Here is a 23,266-nt window from a genome sequence, read left to right as displayed (position 1 = left end):
GTGTACATCGCGAGTTTGGCAATGCGCGGCTATGGGACCGAAGTGCGCCAGCGGCATTTCCTGATCATTGGCAATGCCGTCATACCAATATCCCGCCATGCGTTGTGAGACGACCGCGAGACCCGGGTGCGGATGCAGGCCGGTCGGAACGTTCTACACCCCTGAAGCAAGATGCGGCGGTGGCTCGACTGGCAACTCCGGTAGCTGGTGTTCACCTCGGAGCAGCGCCCCGAGCCGCGGGCACTGGACCAGCATCGCGCTCAGATCCCGCTCCTCCGCGACGGCCGCGATGAGGCGGAGCGCGTCGGTGGCCAGACCGAGTGCGCCGAGTTCCACGACCGTGCCGGCCTCCCCTGCCAGAACCGGGTCCATCAGCCGGGTCCACTCCGGCAGCAGGACCCAGGACGCATACAGGTGATCGTCGAGCCAGGCGACGGGCCGAGCCGCGAAAAACTCCCTCCGGTCGGTGGGAACCTCGACGAACACCGGCGTCGAGTAGACCGGATCAACCTGGGCGGCGGCCAGCAGAAGCGGGTCCTGCACCAGGGTGGCGTCCACGAGCTGCGCGAACGACGGCGTCCAAACAACCATGTGGCCATTCGTGGTGCCATCGGCATGGACGACCGGCGGTCGTTTCCACACGCCGACCTCGGACACCTCGGTAAACGTGTCGGTCACCCGGTACAGCGAGGCGTACGCGGCGACCGCCTCGGCCTCGAAGCCAAGGTGCCGCAGCGCCCCACTGACCTGATGACTCGTCGGGACACAGGTACCCACCGGCATGCCGCTCTGCGCCTGGTGCAGAACGGCTAGGACCGCGAGCAGCGGCACCATCTCCACCGGCGCGTCGACGAGCCGTCCGAACATCGGGCTGTACTCAAATTTCGGCATCAGCGCCGTCTCGTCCGGGCGGTGAGGGCGCCGGCTGCCGGGCACGCGGGTGGGCGGGATCATCCGGCGGATCGGCTCCCGCCGCTGCCGACGGCCACTGCGCTTGCGATTACCCACCGAGCCTCCCGACGCGAACACCCGCACCGCCGTCCCGTCGATGCTGACACGTCGACAGCCGGACACGACAGCCACAGACCCCACCCCACGAGCTGGAATCTGGACCGGAAGCCCCTCGCGACTACTCGCATCGCGGCGGCTGTCTGCGGTGCCGACCGCCTCGCCGTGTCTGGTGGCCTCACAAGGAGCCCGGTAGGTTCAGCTGTCCAGCACTTTCGCTCTCATCGATTGGGGTGCCGGCCACGTGTCGCAAATCGAGACGATCACCGGTGAGTTCCGCGCGTTGATGACCGGGGTCGAACGCGCGCAGGGGTTGGCAGCCGCCGCCGACAGTCAGGCGCAGGAGGTGGCGTTGCGGGCCGCGGGCGCGGGCTTCGTCGCCGTGGCGGCGGGTGTGGCGCGGGTGCGCAACGCGATCACGGGCATCCAGGGCGGCCTGGGGAGTCTCGCCGGTTCGATTGGTGAGGCGACGAAGGCCACTGCGGCGGTGCCGAACGAAGCCACCCCCCAGGAGACGATCGCCGGGCTGGCGCCCGTGCAGAGCGCCGTGGACGCCGCTCGTGACGCGGCGACCGGGGTCATCACCGGAGTCGGTGAGGCGCAGCAACTCGTCGCCATGGTCCTGCAGGGCGGGCAGCCCGGGCCGCTGCTGCAGGCCCTGGACGGCATCAAGCAGGTCCTGGTGCTGGTCGTTCAGCGCACCGGCGGGGCCCGGCAGGCCGTCGAAGCGGCGATCGCGCAGGCCCGGCAGTTGGGGTCGTCGGGAAACTGACAGGGGCTGGCCGTCACCTACCGGCCAGCCCTACCCCTTCCGAGCACGGCGACCCGCCGTCGACACCTCATGCCGCCGGCGACGCCACATCCGCTGAACACGGCTACGGCACGCCCTGGACCAGACAGCCAACCGGTGTCTCGGGCGGGACGCCGACCGGTCCGAGAACCAGAATTCCACCCCGGTTGGACGACGAAGGGCGACGTCCGTTGGAACTCGAGAACGAATGCGCCGATATAGTCGCCAGCAAGAGCTACCGGGTCCACCAGAACCCCACCAGGCAGGAGATCGCCGACGCCCGGCTTCGCACCGGCGACTCCGGCAACCCGAACAAAGACCCGGATTACCTGATCGAAGGTCACGTGTTCGACTGCTATTCGCCCACTCTCGGCAAGCCGGTACGGGGCGTCTGGAGCGAGGTCCGCGCCAAGGTCGACAAGGAGCAGACCCAACGCGTGGTGCTGAACCTGCACGACTGGCACGGAGACCTCGCGGCCCTGCGGACACAGTTCGACACCTGGCCCGTCGAGAGGCTGAAAGAACTCGTCGCGGTAACGCCGAGCGGCGCGATCGTGCAGATCGCCCGCCGAGACTGAGGAGAGGCACAGAGATGGCTGTCGAGTTCAGGTTGACCCTGGCGGGTGACCTGCCCCTGGACCACGTGGCTGATCTCGTGGCGGTGGACGCCGCCGAGAAGCCCAGGCCGAGCGGCACCAACCCGCGGCTGTTCAGTGCTCGGCTCTACGACACCCGCGGGTACGCGCTGACCGTCTCCTCAGGGAGCCAGGGTTATTTCGATGCCGAGGCCGACGACGGTGCCCGCTGGGAGTGGGAGCCGGAGACGTACGTCGACATCGACTTCTCCATGCGGGCAGACGACCTGGTCGACAAGGGGATTCCGAACATGATGCAGGCCGTCGCCCGTGTGTTGGCCGCCCGGCAGGAGGACGCGGCGCTGGTCCAGAACGGCAACTGGCTTCTGCTGACCCGCACCGCAGGCGAACTCCGCAGACATCGGCCTACCTGGTGGAGCCACTACGGCATAGACGACCTCATCACCCCATGAGCCAGCCGAGCGCGGGTGACCCGCTGACGAACGACGCGGCTTCGACCCGTCGTCCGTGCGCGACGTCGACGTCGTCTTCCTCGACAACCCGACGGACCTGGCCCGCGACAACGACGACCCGGCCGCCGCGCGGCTGATGGCGACCTGGTCGTATCTCCCGTGGGAGGCGGCGCCCAGCCGGGGGAGCGGGCAGCCCCACATGATCTTCGGTGATGTGCGCGGTGTGTGCTCTCCAGCGGATGCCAACCCGGGTGAACCGGTGCCAACGCGGGTCACCGTGGCCGACCGCCGGTCGCAACCCGGGGTTCGTGTGCTCCGGGTGTGCTCCTGGGCTGCGACAACACGGGTCCGGGGAACGCGGGTGAACGCGGGCCACTCCCTGCCACCCCAGGTGAACCCCCAGGTCGCTAGACTGTGCCCTCGCGCCCCCGTAGCTCAGGGGATAGAGCATCGGTTTCCTAAACCGTGTGTCGCAGGTTCGAATCCTGCCGGGGGCACCAGGCAAAACGTAGATCACCTCCCTGATCTGGCACCGGGCGTGGCCTCACCACTTCCGCAAGAAGCCGACATCCTTAGCACTTCTCTGCGAGTCTCCGTGGGGCTGCTAGGTGCTCAGGTGTGCCGAGCCCGCCGGCAAAGTCAGCGGGCGACGACTGAGTCAGCCTGATCCACCGAGCCCTCGCAAGCCGTCAACCGCCTCGCCGTGAGCGCTGAGAATCATCGAACCCTGATGATCACGATCCCGCCGGGAGCACTACGGTAAGGAGATGTCTGCGGATAGACCCCTTACCTTATGGGCGGGACGCGTAGCCGCGCTGCTGGGCATCGTGCTTGTCGCGCTCACCCTGCGCCAGACGGTTGCGGTGATGTCGCCGATCCTCGGTGACATCCGTGCGGACATCCCGATCTCGAACATCGGCGTCGGGCTGCTCGGCACGTTGCCACCGATCCTGCTGGCGGTATCGGGGTTCGTCGCGCCGCGCGTCGCCCGCGGCATCGGCCTCGACGGCGGCATCGTGCTGGCGCTGCTGCTCATGACCCTCGGCCATCTCGTGCGCGCAGCCGCCCCGGGCTACGCGGTGCTGCTCGTCGGCAGCGTCGTCGCGCTCGCCGGCACGGGCATCGGCAATGTGCTGCTGCCGCCGATCGTGCGGCGCTACTTCCCCGACCGGATAGCGTTGCTGACCGCCATCTACGTCTGCATCCTGGGAGTGAGCACGGCCTTGCCCGCGGCGGTCGCCTCCCCGGTCGCCGAGCAGGTCGGATGGCGGTTCTCGCTCGGCATGTGGGCGGCGACCTCGGTGGTGGCGCTCGTTCCGTGGCTCGTCATCAGCACGCGGGAGCGCCGCCGACGACTCTCGGACGCCGACGCCGTCGAGTCCCCGCCCACCACCCTCGTCACGCGACTGTGGCGGTCACGCGTGGCCCTGTCGATCACCGTCGTTTTCTCGACCAGCACGATCCTTACCTACGCGTGTTTCGCCTGGCTGCCCGAGATCCTCGGCGACATCGCTGGCTCGACGCCGACCGAAGCCGGTGTGCTGCTCGCCGTCACCGGCATCATCAGCGCCCCCATCGCGCTCATCGCACCCCTGCTCGTCGCGCGGCTGCGCTCTGTCAGCTGGCTGATCGCCGCCGGTACCGCCAGCTTCGTGCTCGGCTACCTTGGCCTGCTGCTCGCGCCCGCGACACTCACACTGCTCTGGGTGCTGCTCATCGGCTCGGGCTCGATCCTGTTCCCGGTCAGCCTCGTACTCGTCAACGTACGCACCCGAACCCAGGGCGGCACCGTCGCGCTGAGCGGCTTCGCGCAGGGGATCGCGTACGCGCTGGGCGCGCTCGGTCCTCTGCTCGTCGGGCTGCTGCACGACGTGAACGGCGGATGGACCCTGCCGCTGCTGTTTCTGCTCGCCGTCGCCCTCGTGGCGGTCATCCCGGCGTTCACGCTGGCCAAGCCCGCGTTCGTCGAGGACGAACTCGCCCGCTCCTGCTCCAGCCAAGGATCGTGACCACGGATTCGGTGAGCTCTTCTAAGGGCGCAGAATCAAAGGAAGTGGACGGTCGGCGCTAAACACTCGCCAGGCTTCTCGCGGGCCGACACCGATGTCGCGGATCTGCCTGCCGCCGACCGTCGGCCCTCTGGAGTGCCCGTGGATGCTCTGCGGACCACCCCGGGGCATTCAATCGGACATATCATTGTGCTTTGACTCCAATTGAGTCCAATAAGTCCTTGATCGCCGAGAGGAGTTCTTGCTCGGTGGGGCCTACGGTCGCGGGGAGGGGCGGGTCAGGGGTCGCGGTGGTGGAGGAGGAGGGCGCCGAGGAGTAGGGACGCGGCGGACCAGGCGGCCAGGACGGCGAGGCCCGCCCAGGGGCCGATCGGGAGGTTGTCCAGGTCGGTGGTGGCCTGGATGGCGAGGCCCGACGTCATCGGCGCGAACCGGCGCAGCGTCCGTTGCAGCTCCGGGTCGTTGATCACCGCCGCGACGAGCGGCACGGTGTAGAGCAGGGCGAACATCGCCCCCGCCGAGGCCGCCGAGTCTCGGATCGCGGCGGCGACGCCGAGCGCGAGCAGCCCGATCAGCACCAGATAGAGCACCGACCCGACGGCCGCCCGCAGCGTGGGACCGTCGGCCAGCGACGGCGCGGCGATGCCGTTGCCGGGCAGGATCGCCCGGCCGGCGGCCACGCAGCCGAGCACGGCGACGGTCCCGGCGGCCAGGGTCAGGCCGCCGATCAGGACCGCCTTCGCGGCCAGCACCGCTATCCGGCGGGGCGCGGCGGTGAACGTCGTGCGGAGCAGGCCCGTGCCCTGCTCGCCGCCGATCGCCAGCACGGCCAGCATCACGACGACAGCCTGGCCCAACTGCACCCCGGCCAGGCTCAGCGCCGCCGGATCGACACCGCATCCACCCACCTTGCAGCTCGCCGCGGCGACCGCGAACAGGCTCACCAGCACCGTCGCCACCACGAGGCACGGCAGCAGCCAGCAGGCGGCCGGCTCGGTCCGCAGCTTCGTCCACTCGGCGTGCAGCGCCCGGCTCACGCCGTGCCCCAGGTGCGTTCGCTGTGGGGCTCGCAAGCTCGCTCCTCGCTCACGCGTCGCTCCGGCGCAGCCGTGCGGCCGCCAGGCCGAGGGCCAGCGCGGCGTACCCGGCCATGACGGCGAGGCCGCCCCATGCCGGCAGCGGGTAGTAGCCGGACCCGGGTGTGTAGTTGGCCACCACGTGCGCATACTCGGGCGTGACCTGCTGGATCGCGAAGGCCGCGGCGGGGGTCAGCCGCAGCAGCCATTCCGACGCCGCGGTCGGCAGGCCGCCGATGATCACCGCCAGGTACGGCAACACCACCACCGCCACGGCGATGCCGACCGCCGCCAACCCGCGCCGGAGCAACGCGCCGAGCCCCAGGGTGAGCAGCGCCGTGCCGGCAACCAGCAGACCGGCCTCGACGGCCACCCGCGCGATGGTCGGCGGCGGCAACCCCGGCTGCCGGAAGCCGTTATCCCGCAGCAGGTCCCAGGCGAGCGGGATGACCAGCGCGGCCGCGGCCGTCCCGGCGACGAAGGTGACGGTGCCGAGCACGACGGCCTTCGCCGCCAGGACGCGACCCCGCCGTGGGCTCGCCAGCAGCGTCATCCCGATCAGGCCCCGCCGGAGTTCGGTCGAGACGTTGAGGGCGGCCACCACGATCACCACGATCAGGCCGATGACCAGTCCGATCAGTACAAGCGGGACAGCGGGCCCGGCTTCGCCGGTGAGTGGTGCCATGTCGCCGTTGCCGGAAAGGGTCATGACGCCGCCCGCCTCCTCGACGCTGCCCGGGTGGTGCGGGACGCCGTCCAGGTTCGGTTTGGCCCCGACGTCGTCGCGGAGCCAGTCGCCGCCGGGCGCGGTGCCGGTCAGCCCGACGTTGTCGAAGGTGGCGGTCGCCTTGGCCAGCCGGGCCTGGGCGGTCCCGCCTCCGACACCACCATCCACGGTGAGGTCACTGGGTGAGGTGACGAAGAGGCCGATCTGGACGGTGCCTGCCAGCGTCGCGGTGCCGACTCTGGTCCAGGATGCGCCGTCGGTCGACTCCTCTCCGGTGAGCGTGTTACCCGCGCGGGTCAGCCGCAGCCAGCGCGGGGCGTCGGCGGATACGGCGCCTGGTCTGCCCGCGGTGTCGTGGATGAAGTCGTGCTGCATCCGCACGCCGTGCTTGGCCGTGACCATGAGGGCCACATAGCGGGATCCCTCGGCGGTGCCGTCCTTGGCGATGACGCCGGCCTTCGCCCACTCCACCAGGCCGGGGACGATCTCGTTGTGATTCGGCGGCGGGTAGGTGATCAGGCCGGTCATCGACGTCACCCGTACCGTGATGGCGCCGTCCCCGGCCAGCGGCTGGTGCACGAAGTAGAACTTGTCCCGCACCGCCTCGCCGTCCGGGCCGACCGGGGGCGTCGGGCACTCGACCTCGACAGTCCCCAGAGAGCAGGACGACAGGCTGTTCGACGCGACGTACAGCCCCAGCAGCACGGTCACCACGGCCGCGGCCACGATGCCGAGCACCCAGCCGCGGACCGTCCGGAACTTGGTCCATTCGGCCCGCACGAGTCGTCCGAAGTCGCTCATGCCGCCACCGCCGCTACGCTCCGACGCTGATTCGCCCGCACGCTCGCTCATCGGGCCACCTCCCCGCGGAACTCAACCGCGTCGCGGGTCAGCGCGAAGTAGGCGTCCGCCAGCGAGCCCGCGCCTCCCCCCGGTGTCGCCGCCAGCAGTTCGGACACGGTGGTGTCGGCGAGGACCCGGCCCCGGCCGGCGATCACCACGTGCGCGGCGATGTGTTGGAGCTCGCTCATCAGGTGGCTGGAGACCAGCACGGCCCGCCCCTGGGCGGCGAGGGTCCCCAGTAGCCCGCGCATCCACACGATGCCCTCCGGGTCGAGGCCGTTGAACGGCTCGTCCAGCATCAGCACCGGCGGGTCGCCGAGCAGCGCGGCGGCGATCCCGAGCCGCTGCCGCATGCCCAGGGAGAAGCCGCCGGCTTTGCGGCGGCGGACCTCGCCCAGCCCGGCCTGCTCCAGCACCTCGTCCACCCGCCGGGCAGCGAAGCCCTGCGAATGGGCCAGCCAGAGCAGGTGGTTGCGGGCGGAGCGGCTCGGCTGTAGCGCCCCGGCGTCGAGCAGCGCCCCCACGTGGGTCAGTGGCCGGCGCAGCGTCCGGTAGGGCACGCCGCCGACGAGCGCGGTGCCGGCGTTCGGGGCCGCGAGACCGAGGACCACCCGCATGGTGGTGGACTTGCCGGCGCCGTTCGGGCCGACGAAGCCGGTGACGTGCCCCGGCCGTACCGTGAAGGACATGCCGTCCAGGGCGACGGTGCGCCCGTACCGTTTGTGGAGGTCTGAGACCTCGATGGTGGTTTCCATGGGCTCGGTTCTACGGCGCGCGCCGTAACAGCGGTCGAACGCGCACCGTTATGCCGTTGTTAGGTCCGGACCGGAATGCTGGTCACGTGCCGGTCGGCGGCGCGGCAGGGGGAACGGATGCGGACGGCTCGGCTGCGGTTCACGATCATCTACGTGGCGCTGTTCATGCTCTCCGGCGTCGCGCTGCTCGGCCTCACCAGCTTCCTCACGATCGCCCGCACTACCTCCCCGGTCGTGCCCGCTCAGCAACAACGGCCGGACGCCTCCGCCGCGCGGATCGCCGAACTGGAGGCCCGACTGGAGGCCGTGCACCGGGATCAGGCCCGGCAACTGCTGGGAGGCTCGGCGATCGCGCTGGCCGTGATGGGGGTGGCCTCGGTGCTGCTGGGCCGGTCCGTCGCCGGGCGGGTACTGCGCCCGCTGCGCACGATCACCGCGGCCACCCGCCGGATCACCGCCGACAACCTGCACGAGCGGCTGGCCACCCCCGGTCCCGACGACGAGGTCAAGGCGCTCGCCGACACCATCGACGAGTTGCTCGAACGCCTGGAGCAGGCGTTCGCGGCGCAGCGCCGGTTCGTCGCCAACGCCTCCCACGAGCTGCGCACCCCGCTGGCCACGATGCGTGCGTCGCTGGACGTCGCGGTCGCGAAGCCCGGGCCGGTGCCGCCGCAGACGGTCGCGCTCGCCGGCCGGCTGCGTACCGAGCTGGACCGGGTCGACGGGCTGCTCGACGGCTTCCTCACCCTGGCCCGCATCCAGCACGGTGCGCTCGCCGACCGCGAACCGGTCTCCGTAGGCGCGCTGGTCACGGAGGTGGTGTCCGCCCGCGCCGCCGACATCGAGGCCAAGCGGCTGACGGTCCGCGCCGACGTGCGGCCGGACGCCTGGACCCGCGGCAACGCGGTGCTGCTCGCCCAGATGACCGGCAATGTGATCGACAATGCGATCACCCACAACGTGCCGGACGGCTGGGTCCGGGTGGTCGCCGCGCCCGAGGCCGGCACCGCACTGCTGGCCGTCGAGACCGGCGGCCCGCCCCTCGACCCGGAGCAGGTCGCCCGGCTCGGCCAGCCGTTCCAGCGGCTCGGCCTGGAGCGGACCGCCGGCGGCGGCACCGGGCTGGGCCTGTCGATCGTGGCGGCCGTCGCGGCGGCGCACGGCGGCACGCTGGTGCTGCGTGCCCGGCCCGAGGGCGGCCTGCACGTGGCGATCCGGCTCCCGCTGATACCGCCGGCGTCCGGGGAGGACGAGGCCGCGTGAGGGTGCTGGTGGTCGAGGACGCGCGGGCGCTCGCCGAGGTGATCGCCGAGGGCCTGCGCGACCAGGGGATGGCCGTCGACGTCGCGGTGGATGGCCTGACGGCCGCCGAGAAGCTGGACCTCGCGCCGTACGAGGTGGTGGTGCTCGACCGCGACCTGCCGGGCCTGCACGGCGACACCCTCTGCCAGATGATCACCGAACGGGGCGACCGCCCGATGGTCCTGATGCTGACCGCGGCTGGCGCGCCCGGCGACCGGGTCACCGGCCTGACGCTCGGCGCCGACGACTACCTGGCCAAGCCGTTCCACTTCCCCGAGCTGGTGCTGCGGATCCGCGCCCTGGCCCGCCGCCGCCCGTCGGCGCAGCCGAGGACGCTGCGCGCGGCTGGCCTGGAGCTCGACCCGGCCCGGCGCACCGCCACCCGCGACGGCCGCCGGCTGGACCTGTCGGTCAAAGAGTTCGCCCTGCTGGAGGCGCTGCTGCGGGCGGCGCCTACGTTCCTGAGCGCCGAATCGCTGCTGGACCAGGTCTGGGACGAGAACACCGACCCATTCACCAACACCGTCACGGTCACGATCGGCCGCCTGCGCCGCAAACTCGGCGAACCGCAGATCATCACCACCAGGGCCGGCGTCGGCTACCGCATCGCCGACCAGTAGGCCGGGGTGGCCGCCGGGTTCGCATCCGCCCACAGATTCCGGACGTGCTGGAAGGCTTCACCTCGACCCCTCCGACCGCGACCGCTACCTCGCCGGGGGTTGTGGACGTGGCCCGCCTTGCGCCGGGCTGCCTGGACTTCGTGCAGGCGCCAGACCCGCTCTTCTATGGGACCAACTCAGCCACGGAAAGTGCCTCGTCCAGCCGGCCGGCGGCCAGGTCGTCGTGACGGATCACGAAACTCCCGTCACTCCGGTAATAGGACTCGTTGTCTACGGGGAAGCGGGCGAGCGACACCCACTCACTCGTTAGCCGGTGTGTCTCCTTCTCCACATGGGAATACCATTTCGCGACCGGGATGACGATCTCGCCGATCTTCTCGCGCCACGCGAGGGTCTGCTCCGCGATGCTCTTGATTACCTCCTCGTCGGCGTACCCACCGATATAGGCGCTGGCGTACCCGTTGTCAGGCGGCCAGAGATCGTTGGCCAGGGTGCGAAGTTCGTCAAGGTGCGGCAGGTCCCGCTCGAGGTCACGGGCCAACTGCTGCTGGAAGGGCGACAGGTCGTCCTCGTCCTCGTCCTCGTCCTCGTCCTCGTCTGCCTCGAACCAATCGGGGAACTCCGCGCGCAGCGTGGCGCCGACGTCGTACTGCTTGTCGACGAGCGCGTGGCCGGCGGACCCTGCCGCCACCTCGGTATCGGCGTCGGCCGGCACATACACGACTCGCCCGTACCTCCGCTCCCCGGTGGCAGCGGCCTGCTCGTGGTTCAGGAAGAACAGCAGCGAGCCGTCTGCCGGCAGGCCGAAGCCGTCGACTCTTGGCAGTGCCGCACAGTCGACCGAGAAGATGAACGGCAACGGATCGACCCCGTCGGACGGCCAGTCCATGTCCACCGGCAGCCGGGGCAACCCGCCGAACTGCCCGACCGGAACACCGCCGGATCCTCCGCTCAACCGGATCGACAAACGGAGGTGCTGATTGAACCGGCTGACCTCGTCGTCCGGGACGCCCAACGCGAGCGCTGCACGACAAAACTGCCCCTGATGATCCACAGCGCAACATGATGCCACGAAGACAACGACCAGGAGGCGAGCCCTCAGCGAGCGGGTGCCCATGGCCCGCACGCCCTGTCGTCGGCATCGCTGCCGCCGTGCTCGGGCGCGCGCAGATCGGCAGACGAGGAAGCCGAGCAGCCAACCGGCGGGATGCTCTGGCTGACCGGGATGCGGCTCTGTCGCGGACCGGCGTCCGACCCTCAGCGCCGTCCCAGCATCTCGGTGACCCGGATGAACCCGTCGGTGCCGTGGCCCAGTCCGATCACGCGGCGGGCCATGCCCTCGACGGCGCGCATGACGCCCGCGTCGATGCCGTGTGCCTCCGAGGTGTGGACGATGTGGGCCATGGAGGATGCCGCCGAGGTGATGGGGTTGTCCTCGCCGGAGAAGCGGCCGCTGTCCACCTCCTCCGCGGTCTGCTCGAAGATCGGCGGGAGGATCGCACCGATGCCCTTGGCGAACGGGGCCAGGTCCCGTGCGGTGACACCTTCCGCCCGCGCCACCGCCAACGCGTGCGCGTAGCCCGCCATCGCGGTCCAGAAGATGTCGAGCAACGCGATGTCGTACGCCGCTGCCCGGCCGATCTCGTCGCCGAGGTGGGTGTGGGTCCCGCCCAGCGCGTTCAGCGCCGGCCGGTGCTCCTGGTAGAGGTCGGTCGGTCCGCTGTGGATGAACACCCCGTCCGGCGTCCCGATGGTGGGGATCGGCGTCATGATCGCCCCGTCCAGGTACCCGATGCCGTGCCGTGCCGCCCATCGCGCGGTGTCCCGGGCCCGGTCCGGAGTGTCCGCGGTCAGGTTCACCACCGTGCGCCCCCGGAGCGCATCGGTGACCGCGTCGGGTCTCAGGATGGCGTCCGACGCGTCGTAGTTCACCACGCAGACCACGGTCAGCCCACTCGCGGCGACCGCCTCCTCGGCCGACCGGGCGGCGGTGGCGCCCCGCTCGACCAACTCTCGTCCCCGGCCCGGGGTCCGGTTCCAGACCGTGGTCCGCAGGCCGGTGTCCAGGAATGCGCCGGCCAGGGCTCGCCCCATCGGCCCCAGGCCCAGCACCGTGACAGACTTTTCGGAGTACGAGGACACGATTCAACTCCCGGAAAGCATAGTAAAAGCAGCGAATAGGACGGATATGACGCGCAGTCGTGCACAGGACCTGAATGTCTGCGGGGTGACCGCCGCGATCGCCGTGATCGACGGCAAGTGGAAGACGGCTCTGCTCTGGTTGCTGGAATCCGGTCCGCACCGGCCCGGCGAGCTGCGCCGTCAACTGCCGGGCCTGACCGAGAAGGTGCTGACTCAGGCGCTCCGTGAGATGGAGACCGACGGACTGGTGCACCGGGAGGTGCACGAGGTGCTGCCGTTGAAGACCGTCTACTCGCTGACGGCGTTCGGCCGGGACCTCTCCGAGGCGCTGGCCCCCGTTTCCGACTGGGGCCACCGTCGCCTGGAGAAGCTCATCGAGGCCGGGGGGCCTCCTGAACCATCGGCCACCTCCCCGTAATCCGGCCCTCGCGACTGCCCACCACCAGACTCATGCCGCGCCCACGCGCCGGCAAGTACCCACAAATAAGTGGCTACCGCAGGCGGCGCGGAGCCCTCGGATCACCAGTGGTAGGCCACATTCACCGCCAGCGTGGCCACCGTGGTGGTGAAGAAGACGGCCGGCCCCGCCAGTTGGCGGGAGCCCACCCGCAGGTGCGCGATGAGCGCGCCGACGAAGTACAGCACGAGGCCGGCGGCGGCGAGGGTGCCCAGCAGCGGTACGGCGAATCCGACAAGCAGGCCCAGGGATCCCGCCGCCAGCGTCAGGCCCAACCGGGGCAACCACGAGTGTGGGACGCGCTTCATGTCGGCCTGGGCCTTCGGATAGTCGTGGCCGATCAGGTAGGTGACGGCAGCGATGCCGGTGAAGACCGAGGCAAGAATCGTGAGCGTGACGTACGCGGCGAACATGTGCCCTCCCTGTGGTTGTCTGCCTCAAGGACGGATCGGTGCCGCGGATTGTTACCTGCGGTGCTGTGACCTGAGGCACAGCGTGTGCCACATCGGGTCGTGTCGGGCGTCCGACGCAGCGTGGGCTGCGGGAGACCCGCAGCCCACGCTTGTGACGCCGACGATGTGCCGGTCGGTCAGAGGAACGCGTACATCTCGTCGGCGGCCGCCTCGGTCTCGCCGGCGGGTGGGGCTTCCACCGTGACCGGCTTGCCGAATTCGCTCATCCGCATCTCGGTGACGAGGTCACCAAGCGACTTCGTGGCGATGGTGTAGGAGAGCGTGGTGAGGCGTCCGTCGGCGTCGAGGGTCGCCTCGAACGGAATCGCCGTCGGGTCCTTCGCCAACTTGGCGGTCGACTCGAGGCCCTCCCGCATTCCGGCCTCGGTGCTGGCGACCTCGGCCGCCTTGTTGAGATCGGCGACGCCGGTGTAACGGCCCTCGCCCACCTCCTGGGCGGAGACGGTGCCGCCGATGAGGCCGGTCTGCGACTTGACGTCGAACGACTGGCGCAGCGTGCTCGTCGGCTTGAGCTTGCCGAGGTCGATCTTCATCCAGGGCTTCTCGCCCTCCATCGACTCGGACTTGATGTAGGCGGTGTTGTCGAGCATCCGGACCTCGATCGGTTCCGGGGCCTTGCCGCTGATCTGGATCGCCTTGGCGACGGGATCCATCTTTCCGCCGAGGGTCATCGACTGGCTGCCGGCCTTGATCGAGGCTTGCATGCTGAGCGTGCCCGAGAGGCTGCGGTCCATGCCCTGCTTGACGGCCGCGACAGGTTCGAGTTTGGACGGTGCCGCGGCCGTGGCGTCGGGCTTCGCGGAGTCGTCGGACTTGGTGCCGCAGCCGCCGACGAGGGCGACGGCGAGGACTATCGACAGGGTGGGAATCAGTCGGCGCATAGACGTGACCCTAATAAACGGCCGCCACCGGATTTTCGCCAGTGGTGGCAGCGTCGACAGGCCGGGACGGATCAGGCAATCGTGGGCAGTTGCTCGGCCCGGGTGATCACCTGGTCGATGAGGCCGTAATCCCGGGCCTGCTCGGCGGTGAACCAACGGTCCCGGTCCCAGTCCTGCTGGATCTCGGCGAGGGTTCGTCCAGTGTGCTGGGCAATCAGCTCCTGCATCGTCCGCTTCACGTGCAGCATGTTCTCGGCCTGAATGGTGATGTCCGAGGCGGTGCCGCCCATTCCACCGGACGGCTGGTGCATCATGATCCGCGAGTGCGGCAGCGCGTACCGCTTGCCGGCCGCGCCCGCACAGAGCAGGAACTGCCCCATCGAACCGGCGAACCCGAGCGCCAGCGTGGCAACGTCGTTGCGGACGTAGCGCATCGTGTCGTAGACCGCCATCCCCGCACTCACCGACCCGCCCGGCGAGTTGATGTAGAGGAAGATGTCCCGCTCGGCGTCCTCGGCGGAGAGCAGCAGGATCTGCGCGCAGATCTGGTTGGCCGACTCCTCGGTCACCTCGGTGCCGAGAAAGACGATCCGTTCCCGCAGCAATCGCTCGAACACCTGGTCGCCGAAGGACGGCTGTGCGCCGTCCAGCATCCGTACCCCGGAGGAGATCACGCCGCCGCCTTCCACCACGCCGGCGAGCGGTGGGACCGCCCGGTGGACCGGCCCCTCCAGCGTGCGGGCGACGGTGGTCGCTGGCCCAGTGATTCTGCCGCCGGCAGATCCGCCGACGGCAGAACCGGGCGGCCTACGCGGCGGTCAGCCGCCGCGCGCCCGCCCGAGCCCACGCACAACCCCGCAGAGCGGCGGTACGCGGACCGGAGCGCGAGCCACCAGCGGACGCCGTCGCCCCGACGCAGAGGGTCGGGCCGCTCGCCCCGGGTGCCCGGTGGGGGATCGGCCTGCTCGTCCGCAGGGCGTGCTGGCGCGCGTCGTGTCGGACGACCTCGGCCCGTTCGATCCGGTTGAGCTGTGCCCGTGGTGCGGCCGGGATTCGAGGCTCGACGCGCCGCAGGTCGTCGCGGGCCTCCTCCAGCAGGTCGGACAGGCGGATGCCGAGCGCTCGGCAGATCGCCGCGAGCACCTCCGACGAGGCTTCCTTGCGGCCCCGCTCCACCTCGGACAGGTAGGGCACGGAGACTCCGGCGGTGGCGGCCACCTCGCGCAGCGTGCGGCCCTGGCTCTGACGCAGTCGGCGCAGCACTCCGCCGATGACTCGTCGCAGCAACGACATGCCGGCCTCACTTTCGCGGTCGTCGTCGGGAACACCCTCATCATGCCCTTCCCGGGCCATCCGGACCGTCCCATCCTTTCTCGGTCGCGTCGTCCGCGGCTGGTCGTCGCGAGGGTCGCGACCGCCTCCGTCTGCCGGCCCGCACCGGTTCGTCGTTGTCGTCCGACAGCCGGTGCGGGAGGGACGTCGGTCGTCCCTGCCCAACCCGGACGTGCCGGGGGCGGCGTACCCGCTATGTTGTGCTCGTGCAGGCGACGGTGGCGGGGCAGGTTCGACGGTGATCCATTTTCCCGCGCAGCGCAGGGGTCCGTTGAGCGCGCTGAGCCTGCGGCTCGCCGCCGCCCTGGGCCTGGTCTTCGCCGTGGTCGCCGCGGTCTACCTGGGCCGGGACGGCTACCGTGATGTCAACGAGGACGGCCTCACCCTGCTCGACTGCTTCTACTACGCGGTCGTGTCGCTCTCCACCACCGGCTACGGCGACATCACGCCCGCCGCGCCGTCGGCTCGGCTGGTGAACGTCCTCTTCATCACCCCGGCCCGAGTGATCTTCCTGATCATCCTGGTCGGTACCACCCTGGAAGTTCTGACCGAGCAGTACCGGACCGGCCGTCGCCTGTCGCGGTGGAGGAGAGCCGTGAAGGACCACGTCATCATCTGCGGCTACGGCACCAAGGGGCGCAGCGCCGTCTCCGCCCTGCTGGAAAATGGTCTGGACCGGTCGCGGATCGTGGTGGTGGAGCGCAGCGCCGCTGCCCTGCGGCAGGCCACCTCCGCCGGGCTGGTGGCGATCGAGGGCTCGGCGACCCGCTCGTCGGTGCTTAACGAGGCACACGTGAAGAACGCGAAGGCCGTGATCATCGCGACCGACAGTGACGACGCGTCGGTGCTCGTCGCGCTCACCGTGCGACAGCTCACCGCCGGGCAGGTCCGGATCATCGCGGCGGCCCGCGAGGCGGAGAACGCGCCGCTGCTCAAGCAGAGCGGCGCGCATCACGTGATCGTCTCGTCGGCCACCGCGGGTCGGCTGCTCGGCCTGTCCACCTCGGCCCCGCCGCTGATCGACGTGGTGGAGGATCTTCTCACCCCCGGTCAGGGCATGGCGCTGGCGATGCGCTCGGCGGAGCGGGACGAGGTGGGTCGTTCACCACGCGAGTTGGACTCGTTGGTGATCGCCCTGGTGCGACGGGGCAAGGTGGTCACGCTGGCCGACCGGGCCGGTGCGGTGATCGAGACCGGAGACATGCTGGTGCATGTCCGCGACGATCGTCCGCAGTCGGCGACGACCTCCTGACCGTCCCGCCCTCGCACGCTTGACCGCCCGTCCCGGCGCAGCTTGTCGTCCGGCCGGTTGATCGTCCCGTCGTCGGGGTGGCGGTGCAGGCGCGCCGTCGGGGTGTTGGTGCAGGCGCGGCGCGTCAGAATGTGTCGTCGGCGGCGCAGATCGCCTCGGTGCAGCTGACCGGCGTCGTGGTGGAGGCCCGCCGCAGCAACTCGTAGAGCGTCTCCCGCTCGCTGGGAGCCAGCGCACCCAGCACCTCGTCCTCGGCTCCGGCGAGGGCACATTCGGCCTCGCTGAGGCGTTTTGCACCACTTTCGGTGAGTTCGACGACGTGCCGGCGCCGGTCCTCGGGTGAGCGGCGACGCTCGATCAACTGCTCCGCTTCCAGGTCGTTGAGCAGCCCGACGATGTTGGTGCTGTCCATTTCCAGGATGGAGGCGAGCGATTGCTGGCTGGTGCCGCCGCCGGCGCGCAGCACGGTGAGCGCGACCAGGTGCCGCGGCCGTAGGCCGAGTGGCGCCAGCACCGACTCCGACCGCAGCCGCATCCGCCGGGCCAGATGGTCCAGGAGCGCGCCAGAGCGGTGCTCCGAGGGGGCGGGCAGCGGGGCGGACATGTGACCCAGTCTACCGAGCTGATGGAACATCGGCCTGCTATAAATAGTTGGTGCTGCACAGACGATCCTTGGAGGAGAAATAATGCATCTGCTGCATATCGACTCGAGCATTCGGGGTGACTGGTCGGTCAGCCGTCGGCTCACCGCCCGCGCGGTCGACACCTGGCGCGCCGCCCACCCGGACGGCACGGTGACCTACCGGGACCTCGGCGCGGAACCGCTGCCGCACCTCGACGCGGCGGGTGGTCTGGCTCGGATGACTCCGCCGGACCAGCACACCCCGGCGCAGCGCGAATCCTGGGAACTCAGCGGGCGGCTGGTCGACGAGGTGAAGCAGGCCGACGTCGTGCTGCTCGGGCTGCCGCTCTACAACTACGGCGCGCCCAGCAGCGTCAAGTCCTGGGTCGACCACCTGATCGTCGCCGGCCTCACCTACGACCCGACGACCCAGGAGGGCCTGCTCGGCGGCCGCGAGTTCGTGGTGCTGGCCACCCGGGGAGGCGGCTACGGTGAGGGCACCCCGCGGCACGGTTGGGACCACGCGGAGCAGTGGCTCCCGCACGGTCTGTCGATGACCGGCCTGGAGCCGCGTTTCATCAGCACCGAGCTGACCCTGGCGCCCTCGGTGCCGGCGATGGCCGAGCTGATCCCGCTGCACGAGGCGAGCCTCGCGGCCACCGAGAAGGAGATCGACAACCTCTGGACGCCGGCCTCCGCCCAGCGCTGAGCCAGCACCGGCACGTACGAGAGCGGCCGCCCCCGGTTCGGGGACGGCCGCTCTCGTCAGGTCGGACAGGTCAGAGAATGGTCCAGGTGTCGCCACTGGTCAGCAGGCCGGCGAGCTGCTGCTCGGGGGTCTCGGTGACCGTCGCCTTGGCGGCCGCGAGCTGACCCTGCACCACACTGTCGTAGGACGGTCGGTCCACCGAGCGGAACACCCCGATCGGGGTGTTGCGCAGGTCCAGGCCGGGCAGCCGGGACAGCGCGAAGGCGTACGCCGGGTCGGCCACCGTCGCGTCGTGCACGACGATCTCCTCCGGGCGGACCGAGCTGGTCTCCCGGACCTCCAGGCCGAACGCGCCCGGCGGATGTACCACGCAGAACTGCCCGTCCGCGCCGAAGGTGATCGGCTGCCCGTGCTCCAGGCGGATCAGGTAGTCGTCCCGGGTGGACGGGTCCTTGAGCTGCTCGAACGCACCGTCGTTGAAGATGTTGCAGTTCTGGTAGATCTCCACGAACGCCGATCCCTCGTGCTCGGCGGCGGCCCGCAGCACCGACTGCAGGTGCTTGCGGTCGGAGTCGATGGTCCGCCCGACGAAGCTGGCCTCCGCGCCGAGGGCGAGCGAGAGCGGGTTGAACGGGGCGTCCGCCGAGCCGGACGGAGTCGACTTGGTGACCTTGCCGACCTCGGACGTCGGAGAATACTGACCCTTGGTCAGACCGTAGATCCGGTTGTTGAACAGCAGGATCTTGAGGTTGACGTTGCGCCGCAGGGCGTGGATCAGGTGGTTGCCACCGATGGAGAGCGCGTCGCCGTCGCCGGTGACCACCCAGACCGACAGGTCCGGCCGGGACACCGACAGGCCGGTCGCGATCGCCGGGGCGCGGCCGTGGATCGAGTGCATCCCGTAGGTGTTCATGTAGTACGGGAAGCGCGACGAGCAGCCGATCCCGGAGACGAAGACGGTCCGCTCGCGGGGGATGTTCAGTTCCGGCATGAACTGCTGAATGGCCGCGAGGATCGCGTAGTCACCGCAGCCGGGGCACCAGCGCACCTCCTGGTCGGACTTGAAGTCCTTCGCGGTGAGCTTGAGGGCGACGGGCTCAGACATTCTTCAGGACCTCTTCCAGCGTCGTCTCCAGCTCGGTGGCCGTGAACGGCAGGCCACGGACCTGGTTGTAGCTGATCGCGTCGACCAGGTAGCGGGCCCGGATGACGTGGGCGAGCTGGCCCAGGTTCATCTCCGGGATGACCACCCGGTCGTACGCGCGCAGCACCGCACCGAGATTGGCCGGCATCGGGGCCAGGTGCCGCAGGTGCGCCTGGGCGATGGACAGCCCGCGCTGGCGCACCCCCCGGCACGCCGCGCCGATCGGCCCGTACGTCGAGCCCCAGCCGAGGACCAGCACCCGGGCGTCGCCGTCCGGGTCCTCCACCTCGATGTCCGGCACCGGAATCGCCTCGATCCGGGCGGCCCGGGTGCGCACCATGAAATCGTGGTTGGCCGGGTCGTACGAGATGTCGCCGGTCTTGTCGGCCTTCTCCAGGCCGCCGATCCGGTGCTCCAGCCCGGCGGTGCCGGGGATCGCCCACGGCCGGGCCAGGGTCTCCGGGTCACGCAGGTAGGGCAGGAAGGTGGTGCCGTCCTCGCCGTTGGGCTCGGTGGCGAACTCGACCCGCAGGTCGGGCAGCGACTCCACGTCGGGCAGCAGCCACGGCTCGGAGCCGTTGGCGACGTAGTTGTCGGACAGCAGGATCACCGGGGTGCGGTAGGTCAGCGCGATCCGGGCCGCCTCCAGCGCCGCGAAGAAGCAGTCCGACGGCGACCGGGGTGCGATCACCGCGACCGGGGCCTCGCCGTGCCGACCGTAGAGCGCCATGTTGAGGTCGGCCTGCTCGGTCTTGGTCGGCATGCCCGTCGACGGGCCGGCGCGCTGCACGTCCACGATCACCAGGGGCAGCTCCAGCGCCACCGCGAGGGAGATCGTCTCGCTCTTGAGTGCCACGCCGGGGCCGCTGGTGGTGGTCACACCGAGCGCTCCGCCGTACGACGCGCCCAGCGCCGCGCCGACCGCGGCGATCTCGTCCTCGGCCTGCACGGTCGTGACGCCGAAGCGCTTGTGCTTGCTCAGCTCGTGCAGGATGTCCGACGCGGGCGTGATCGGGTACGCGCCGAGGAAGACCGGCAGCCCGGAGCGGACCCCGGCGGCGACCAGCCCCAATGAGAGCGCCGCGTTGCCGGTGATGTTGCGGTAGGTGCCCGGCTTCATCTTCGCCGGCTTGACCTCGTAGCGGACGGCGAAGTCCTCGGTCGTCTCGCCGAAGTTCCAGCCGGCCCGGAAGGCGGCGACGTTGGCCGCGACCAGCTCCGGACGGGACGCGAACTTGCGCTCCAGGAATCGCAGCGTCGACTCGTAGGGCCGCGAATACATCCAGGAGAGCAGGCCGAGGGCGAACATGTTCTTCGACCGCTCGGCGTCCTTCTTGGACACCTGGTAGTCGGCGAGCGCACCGACGGTCATCGAGGTCAGCGCCACCGGGTGCACGACGTAGCCGGCCAGCGAGTCGTCGTCCAACGGGCTGGCCTGGTAGCCGACCTTGGCGAGGTTGCGCTTGGTGAACTCGTCGGTGTTGACGATGATGTCCGCGCCGCGCGGCAGGTCGGCCAGGTTGGCCTTGAGGGCCGCCGGGTTCATCGCCACCAGCACGTTGGGCGCGTCGCCCGGGGTGAGGATGTCGTAGTCGGCGAAGTGCACCTGGAAGCTCGACACACCGGGCAGGGTGCCGGCGGGAGCCCGGATCTCGGCGGGGAAGTTTGGCAGCGTGGAGATGTCGTTGCCGAGCTGCGCCGTCTCCGAGGTGAACCGGTCGCCGGTCAGCTGCATGCCGTCGCCGGAGTCACCGGCGAACCGGATGACCACCCGGTCGAGCTGACGGATCTGCTTGGTCACTGTGCCACCTTCGTTCGCGACTGCGGGGCTCGCAGAAGCTCGCCTTGCCCGGCCACGGGACCTCCTTGACGCGACGTTTCGCCGCACCGCCCCAGGCTGGTCCGGCCGCTGTCGTACCTCTTCTGAGAGCCTACGTCTAAGGGAGCCCTAACCATCGCCGGAGGTCCGCCGACTGGGACCGGAATGGGAGTAGGAATATCCGACTTTGCGAGCTTTTGCCCCGCCCGCCGTAATTCAGATCACCAGAGGTTGCACGCCGGCGGCACCGAACACACGCGGTCCGGGGCCGCTCGTCGATTCAGTCGGCGGTGTGCGACACCGGCTCGGGCGCCGGGCCGGACAACCGGCGGCGCAGCGAGATGGTGGCCAGCGTGAGGGCCAGCACCACCAGCAGCGTGGAGACCACGATCAGGATGATCGCGGTACGCCGTACCGAGGTCGTTCCGTCGTCGTCGGCAGCCCCTCCGGGAAGCACGCCCTGGGATCCGGCCGGCGCGGGCGGTGAGACCACGGGGGTGGCCAGCGCGGCCGCGGCGGTGATCCGGAAACTCATCTGTACCTGCCGGGTCGCGCCGCTGCGTGGGTCGAGTTGGGCGATCACGGCACCGGACAACGGTGCCTCCCGCTGGGCCTGCGGCGTCGCCTCCACCGGCAGCCGCAACTCGGTGGTCCGGCCCGCCGCCACCGTGCCCACGTCGCAGCGGATCCGGCTCGGGTCGGACGCCACGCAGCCGGACGGCGGGGTCGGGATGGTCACCCCGGCTGGCAGGACGACCTCGACCCGGCCGGCGGCGTCCACCGCGCCGGTGTTGCCCAGCCGAAGCGCGAGGGTGCTGGCGGTGCCGCTGATGTCGAAGGCGACCTCGTCGGCGGCCAGCGTGATGCCGGGAACCGGGGGACCGGGCGGGAAGAGCACCGCGAAGCCCTGGTCGTCGACCGCTTCCCCGGGCACCCCCGGCGCGTCCGCGACGACCTGGACGGAGCCGGCGAGGGGCATCTTCTGCCATGCGGTGCCGTCGACCCGCAGGCGGAGCAGAGCGCTGAACCGGACGCCGGCTTCGACCGTCCAGGCCCCACAGTGGTACGTACCTCCGCCGGCGGCGGCGCAGCCCTTCGTCCCCGCGTCGGTCAGCCCGACCGGCAGCGTGTACGAGAGGCGGATCCGTTGCGTCGTCGTGCCGGTGTTGTTGACCGTGACCTGCAGGGTGGTGGCCGTGCTGGCCGCGTTCCAGTACGCCTTGGAGAGCGTCACGTCCTGGGTGGTGACCTGCACACCGAGCGGATTCGCCGGCGGCGCCTCCGCACCCGGGGCGGGCGGCCGGACCGGCGGGGCCGGAGGCGCCGGCAGCACCGGGGGTGCCGGAGGTGCCGGGGGTGCCGGTGTGGCTGGTCCGCCCGGCGCGGGCGCGTTGTTGCTCGGTGCCGGCGGCTGCGTTTCCGGCGGCGGCGCGGTGGTCTCCGGTGCCGGCGGCTGCGTTTCCGGCGGCGGCGCGGTGGTCTCCGGCGCCGGGTTGGTCGGCTCCGGAGACCCGCCCGGCTCCTCGGTCGGAGGCGGCTCGTCCGTCGGGCTGGTCTCCGGCTCACCCCCGGGTTCACCGACCGGGTCGGTAGCCGACACGACCGGGTCCGCCTCCGGCGTCGCCGCGCTGGCCCAGGCCGGCCCCACGGCGAGCGCCGCGAGCAGACCGAGCGCCAGCGAGGTCCCCAGCAGGGACATGGGGTGCCGCCCCGCCGCCCGCTTACCGGGCGATGCCTTCAGGCGGGCCATCTGTCCTCCGGTGCATGGGTGGGTGTCCAATGGTCGGTAACAGTTGCCCCGGCGCACTAGTCCCGACAGGAAACAAATCCGTAACGTGTTTGGGACGGCCCTGACGGGCGGACGGTAGGCTCCCGACTGTGACCGGATACCTGGGCTCGTACGCGACGCTCGGGCTCTTGCTGCTCGCCAGCGTTCTGTTCTTTGTTACGGCGTTCTCGGCCAACCGGGTGTTACGCCCCGCGCGTCCGGCCGACCCGCCGGGCAAGCGGGCCAGCTACGAGTGCGGGCTCGACCCGGTCGGCGCGGACTGGGCGCAGATGCAGATCCGCTACTACGTCTACGCGTATCTGTACGTGCTGTTCGCGGTCGAGGCGGTGTTTCTCTTCCCCTGGGCGGTGGTCTTCGACCGGCCGGGCTTCGGCCTGGTGACGGTGGTGGAGATGGCGGTGTTCGTGGCCGTGCTCGCACTCGGCATCCTCTACGCCTGGCGTAGGAACATCCTCCGCTGGACCTGAC

Annotated in this window: 24 protein-coding genes and 1 tRNA gene; 11 read left to right on the top strand and 14 right to left on the bottom strand. The window is 70.4% G+C overall.

Features of this window, described 5'->3' with window-relative positions; all coding sequences use genetic code 11:
- Window positions 1-153: 153 nt before the first annotated feature.
- Complete coding sequence (locus AB0O48_RS03555; protein WP_365062630.1) at window positions 154-1,008, bottom strand: hypothetical protein; 855 nt, start codon at window positions 1,006-1,008, stop codon at window positions 154-156.
- 244 nt (window positions 1,009-1,252) lie between these two features.
- On the opposite strand from AB0O48_RS03555, the gene AB0O48_RS03550 reads away from it, so the two are divergent.
- From AB0O48_RS03550 to AB0O48_RS03530, 5 genes are all read left to right on the top strand, one after another.
- Complete coding sequence (locus AB0O48_RS03550) at window positions 1,253-1,780, top strand: DUF6244 family protein (protein WP_365062628.1); 528 nt, start codon at window positions 1,253-1,255, stop codon at window positions 1,778-1,780.
- A 185-nt stretch (window positions 1,781-1,965) separates the two neighbouring features.
- Entirely contained in the window at window positions 1,966-2,376 is a 411-nt protein-coding gene (locus AB0O48_RS03545; protein WP_365062626.1) for a hypothetical protein, read from the top strand.
- A 14-nt stretch (window positions 2,377-2,390) separates the two neighbouring features.
- Complete coding sequence (locus tag AB0O48_RS03540) at window positions 2,391-2,846, top strand: SitI3 family protein (RefSeq protein WP_365062624.1); 456 nt, start codon at window positions 2,391-2,393, stop codon at window positions 2,844-2,846.
- 424 nt (window positions 2,847-3,270) lie between these two features.
- Window positions 3,271-3,346: transfer RNA gene (locus AB0O48_RS03535), tRNA-Arg, on the top strand.
- Window positions 3,347-3,613: 267 nt separating this feature from the next.
- Window positions 3,614-4,855: an MFS transporter gene (locus AB0O48_RS03530; protein ID WP_357241020.1), complete on the top strand. Its 1,242-nt coding sequence runs from the start codon at window positions 3,614-3,616 to the stop codon at window positions 4,853-4,855.
- Between the two features lie 278 nt (window positions 4,856-5,133).
- Here AB0O48_RS03530 and AB0O48_RS03525 read toward each other — a convergent pair whose 3' ends face one another.
- Genes AB0O48_RS03525 through AB0O48_RS03515 form a run of 3 tightly spaced genes read right to left on the bottom strand, consistent with a single transcriptional unit; the run spans window position 5,134 to window position 8,256 of the window.
- Window positions 5,134-5,928 carry an ABC transporter permease gene (locus tag AB0O48_RS03525; protein WP_357572073.1) on the bottom strand — a complete coding sequence of 265 codons (795 nt, stop codon included), beginning with the start codon at window positions 5,926-5,928 and terminating at the stop codon, window positions 5,134-5,136.
- 13 nt (window positions 5,929-5,941) lie between these two features.
- Complete coding sequence (locus AB0O48_RS03520; protein WP_365062621.1) at window positions 5,942-7,459, bottom strand: ABC transporter permease subunit; 1,518 nt, start codon at window positions 7,457-7,459, stop codon at window positions 5,942-5,944.
- Window positions 7,460-7,506: 47 nt separating this feature from the next.
- Window positions 7,507-8,256: an ATP-binding cassette domain-containing protein gene (locus AB0O48_RS03515; protein WP_365062619.1), complete on the bottom strand. Its 750-nt coding sequence runs from the start codon at window positions 8,254-8,256 to the stop codon at window positions 7,507-7,509.
- Between the two features lie 117 nt (window positions 8,257-8,373).
- Here AB0O48_RS03515 and AB0O48_RS03510 point away from each other — a divergent pair, with 117 nt between their 5' ends.
- Window positions 8,374-9,519 carry a HAMP domain-containing sensor histidine kinase gene (locus AB0O48_RS03510; RefSeq protein WP_365062617.1) on the top strand — a complete coding sequence of 382 codons (1,146 nt, stop codon included), beginning with the start codon at window positions 8,374-8,376 and terminating at the stop codon, window positions 9,517-9,519.
- Window positions 9,516-10,178, top strand: a complete 663-nt coding sequence (locus tag AB0O48_RS03505) for a response regulator transcription factor (protein WP_365062615.1) — start codon at window positions 9,516-9,518, stop codon at window positions 10,176-10,178. The genes AB0O48_RS03510 and AB0O48_RS03505 overlap by 4 nt, the downstream gene beginning before the upstream one ends.
- Window positions 10,179-10,341: 163 nt before the next feature.
- Here AB0O48_RS03505 and AB0O48_RS03500 read toward each other — a convergent pair whose 3' ends face one another.
- Together AB0O48_RS03500 and AB0O48_RS03495 are read right to left on the bottom strand one after the other, a co-directional pair.
- On the bottom strand, window positions 10,342-11,232 hold the full coding sequence (locus tag AB0O48_RS03500) for a DUF1963 domain-containing protein (RefSeq protein WP_365062613.1): 891 nt from the start codon (window positions 11,230-11,232) through the stop codon (window positions 10,342-10,344).
- Between the two features lie 203 nt (window positions 11,233-11,435).
- A complete protein-coding gene (locus tag AB0O48_RS03495; protein ID WP_365062612.1) occupies window positions 11,436-12,320 on the bottom strand; it encodes an NAD(P)-binding domain-containing protein in 885 nt (294 codons plus the stop codon).
- 46 nt (window positions 12,321-12,366) lie between these two features.
- On the opposite strand from AB0O48_RS03495, the gene AB0O48_RS03490 reads away from it, so the two are divergent.
- The gene (locus AB0O48_RS03490) at window positions 12,367-12,738 is read left to right on the top strand and encodes a helix-turn-helix domain-containing protein (RefSeq protein ID WP_357241045.1); all 372 of its coding nucleotides are present in this window, start codon (window positions 12,367-12,369) and stop codon (window positions 12,736-12,738) included.
- A 101-nt stretch (window positions 12,739-12,839) separates the two neighbouring features.
- Here the strand turns inward: AB0O48_RS03490 and AB0O48_RS03485 are convergent, their stop codons facing one another.
- The 4 genes from AB0O48_RS03485 to AB0O48_RS03470 form a co-directional block, all read right to left on the bottom strand.
- A complete protein-coding gene (locus AB0O48_RS03485) occupies window positions 12,840-13,190 on the bottom strand; it encodes a DoxX family protein (protein ID WP_357241047.1) in 351 nt (116 codons plus the stop codon).
- 176 nt (window positions 13,191-13,366) lie between these two features.
- Window positions 13,367-14,131 (bottom strand): hypothetical protein, encoded by a 765-nt coding sequence (locus AB0O48_RS03480; RefSeq protein WP_357241050.1) that lies wholly within the window; start codon window positions 14,129-14,131, stop codon window positions 13,367-13,369.
- Between the two features lie 71 nt (window positions 14,132-14,202).
- On the bottom strand, window positions 14,203-14,784 hold the full coding sequence (locus AB0O48_RS03475; RefSeq protein WP_357242342.1) for an ATP-dependent Clp protease proteolytic subunit: 582 nt from the start codon (window positions 14,782-14,784) through the stop codon (window positions 14,203-14,205).
- Between the two features lie 154 nt (window positions 14,785-14,938).
- Window positions 14,939-15,424, bottom strand: a complete 486-nt coding sequence (locus AB0O48_RS03470) for a helix-turn-helix transcriptional regulator (RefSeq protein ID WP_357241053.1) — start codon at window positions 15,422-15,424, stop codon at window positions 14,939-14,941.
- 277 nt (window positions 15,425-15,701) lie between these two features.
- Here AB0O48_RS03470 and AB0O48_RS03465 point away from each other — a divergent pair, with 277 nt between their 5' ends.
- The gene (locus AB0O48_RS03465; protein ID WP_357241056.1) at window positions 15,702-16,715 is read left to right on the top strand and encodes a potassium channel family protein; all 1,014 of its coding nucleotides are present in this window, start codon (window positions 15,702-15,704) and stop codon (window positions 16,713-16,715) included.
- A gap of 124 nt (window positions 16,716-16,839) precedes the next feature.
- Here AB0O48_RS03465 and AB0O48_RS03460 read toward each other — a convergent pair whose 3' ends face one another.
- Window positions 16,840-17,319: a MarR family winged helix-turn-helix transcriptional regulator gene (locus AB0O48_RS03460; protein WP_357241059.1), complete on the bottom strand. Its 480-nt coding sequence runs from the start codon at window positions 17,317-17,319 to the stop codon at window positions 16,840-16,842.
- 82 nt (window positions 17,320-17,401) lie between these two features.
- Between AB0O48_RS03460 and AB0O48_RS03455 the strand changes: the two genes are divergently transcribed.
- Window positions 17,402-18,046 carry an NAD(P)H-dependent oxidoreductase gene (locus AB0O48_RS03455; RefSeq protein ID WP_357241062.1) on the top strand — a complete coding sequence of 215 codons (645 nt, stop codon included), beginning with the start codon at window positions 17,402-17,404 and terminating at the stop codon, window positions 18,044-18,046.
- A 70-nt stretch (window positions 18,047-18,116) separates the two neighbouring features.
- On the opposite strand, the gene AB0O48_RS03450 is transcribed toward AB0O48_RS03455, so the two are convergent.
- The 3 genes from AB0O48_RS03450 to AB0O48_RS03440 form a co-directional block, all read right to left on the bottom strand.
- Complete coding sequence (locus AB0O48_RS03450) at window positions 18,117-19,151, bottom strand: 2-oxoacid:ferredoxin oxidoreductase subunit beta (RefSeq protein WP_357572077.1); 1,035 nt, start codon at window positions 19,149-19,151, stop codon at window positions 18,117-18,119.
- Window positions 19,144-20,991: a 2-oxoacid:acceptor oxidoreductase subunit alpha gene (locus AB0O48_RS03445; RefSeq protein WP_357241068.1), complete on the bottom strand. Its 1,848-nt coding sequence runs from the start codon at window positions 20,989-20,991 to the stop codon at window positions 19,144-19,146. Before AB0O48_RS03445 ends, AB0O48_RS03450 begins: the two co-directional genes overlap by 8 nt.
- A gap of 298 nt (window positions 20,992-21,289) precedes the next feature.
- Window positions 21,290-22,759 carry a hypothetical protein gene (locus AB0O48_RS03440; protein ID WP_357241071.1) on the bottom strand — a complete coding sequence of 490 codons (1,470 nt, stop codon included), beginning with the start codon at window positions 22,757-22,759 and terminating at the stop codon, window positions 21,290-21,292.
- A gap of 128 nt (window positions 22,760-22,887) precedes the next feature.
- Between AB0O48_RS03440 and ndhC the strand changes: the two genes are divergently transcribed.
- A complete protein-coding gene (gene ndhC / locus AB0O48_RS03435) occupies window positions 22,888-23,265 on the top strand; it encodes an NADH-quinone oxidoreductase subunit A (RefSeq protein ID WP_088986508.1) in 378 nt (125 codons plus the stop codon).
- Window position 23,266: the final 1 nt, after the last annotated feature.

It is taken from the genome of Micromonospora sp. NPDC085948, from assembly GCF_040686315.1.
In the GTDB taxonomy this organism is placed as follows: Bacteria; Actinomycetota; Actinomycetes; order Mycobacteriales; family Micromonosporaceae; genus Micromonospora.
Note: the sequence above shows the minus strand (reverse complement) of the source record. Positions and strands in the feature narration are given on the sequence as shown.

Bases quoted from the DNA above. Each gene is read 5' to 3' on its own strand.
- AB0O48_RS03540 (WP_365062624.1), top strand. From the start codon at position 2,391: ATGGCTGTCGAGTTCAGGTTGACCCTGGCGGGTGACCTGCCCCTGGAC.
- AB0O48_RS03530 (WP_357241020.1), top strand. From the start codon at position 3,614: ATGTCTGCGGATAGACCCCTTACCTTATGGGCGGGACGCGTAGCCGCG.
- AB0O48_RS03520 (WP_365062621.1), bottom strand. From the start codon at position 7,459: ATGAGCGACTTCGGACGACTCGTGCGGGCCGAATGGACCAAGTTCCGG.
- AB0O48_RS03515 (WP_365062619.1), bottom strand. From the start codon at position 8,256: ATGGAAACCACCATCGAGGTCTCAGACCTCCACAAACGGTACGGGCGC.
- AB0O48_RS03510 (WP_365062617.1), top strand. From the start codon at position 8,374: ATGCGGACGGCTCGGCTGCGGTTCACGATCATCTACGTGGCGCTGTTC.
- AB0O48_RS03490 (WP_357241045.1), top strand. From the start codon at position 12,367: ATGACGCGCAGTCGTGCACAGGACCTGAATGTCTGCGGGGTGACCGCC.
- AB0O48_RS03485 (WP_357241047.1), bottom strand. From the start codon at position 13,190: ATGTTCGCCGCGTACGTCACGCTCACGATTCTTGCCTCGGTCTTCACC.
- AB0O48_RS03480 (WP_357241050.1), bottom strand. From the start codon at position 14,131: ATGCGCCGACTGATTCCCACCCTGTCGATAGTCCTCGCCGTCGCCCTC.
- AB0O48_RS03475 (WP_357242342.1), bottom strand. From the start codon at position 14,784: ATGCTGGACGGCGCACAGCCGTCCTTCGGCGACCAGGTGTTCGAGCGA.
- AB0O48_RS03470 (WP_357241053.1), bottom strand. From the start codon at position 15,424: ATGTCGTTGCTGCGACGAGTCATCGGCGGAGTGCTGCGCCGACTGCGT.
- AB0O48_RS03460 (WP_357241059.1), bottom strand. From the start codon at position 17,319: ATGTCCGCCCCGCTGCCCGCCCCCTCGGAGCACCGCTCTGGCGCGCTC.
- AB0O48_RS03455 (WP_357241062.1), top strand. From the start codon at position 17,402: ATGCATCTGCTGCATATCGACTCGAGCATTCGGGGTGACTGGTCGGTC.
- AB0O48_RS03450 (WP_357572077.1), bottom strand. From the start codon at position 19,151: ATGTCTGAGCCCGTCGCCCTCAAGCTCACCGCGAAGGACTTCAAGTCC.
- AB0O48_RS03440 (WP_357241071.1), bottom strand. From the start codon at position 22,759: ATGGCCCGCCTGAAGGCATCGCCCGGTAAGCGGGCGGCGGGGCGGCAC.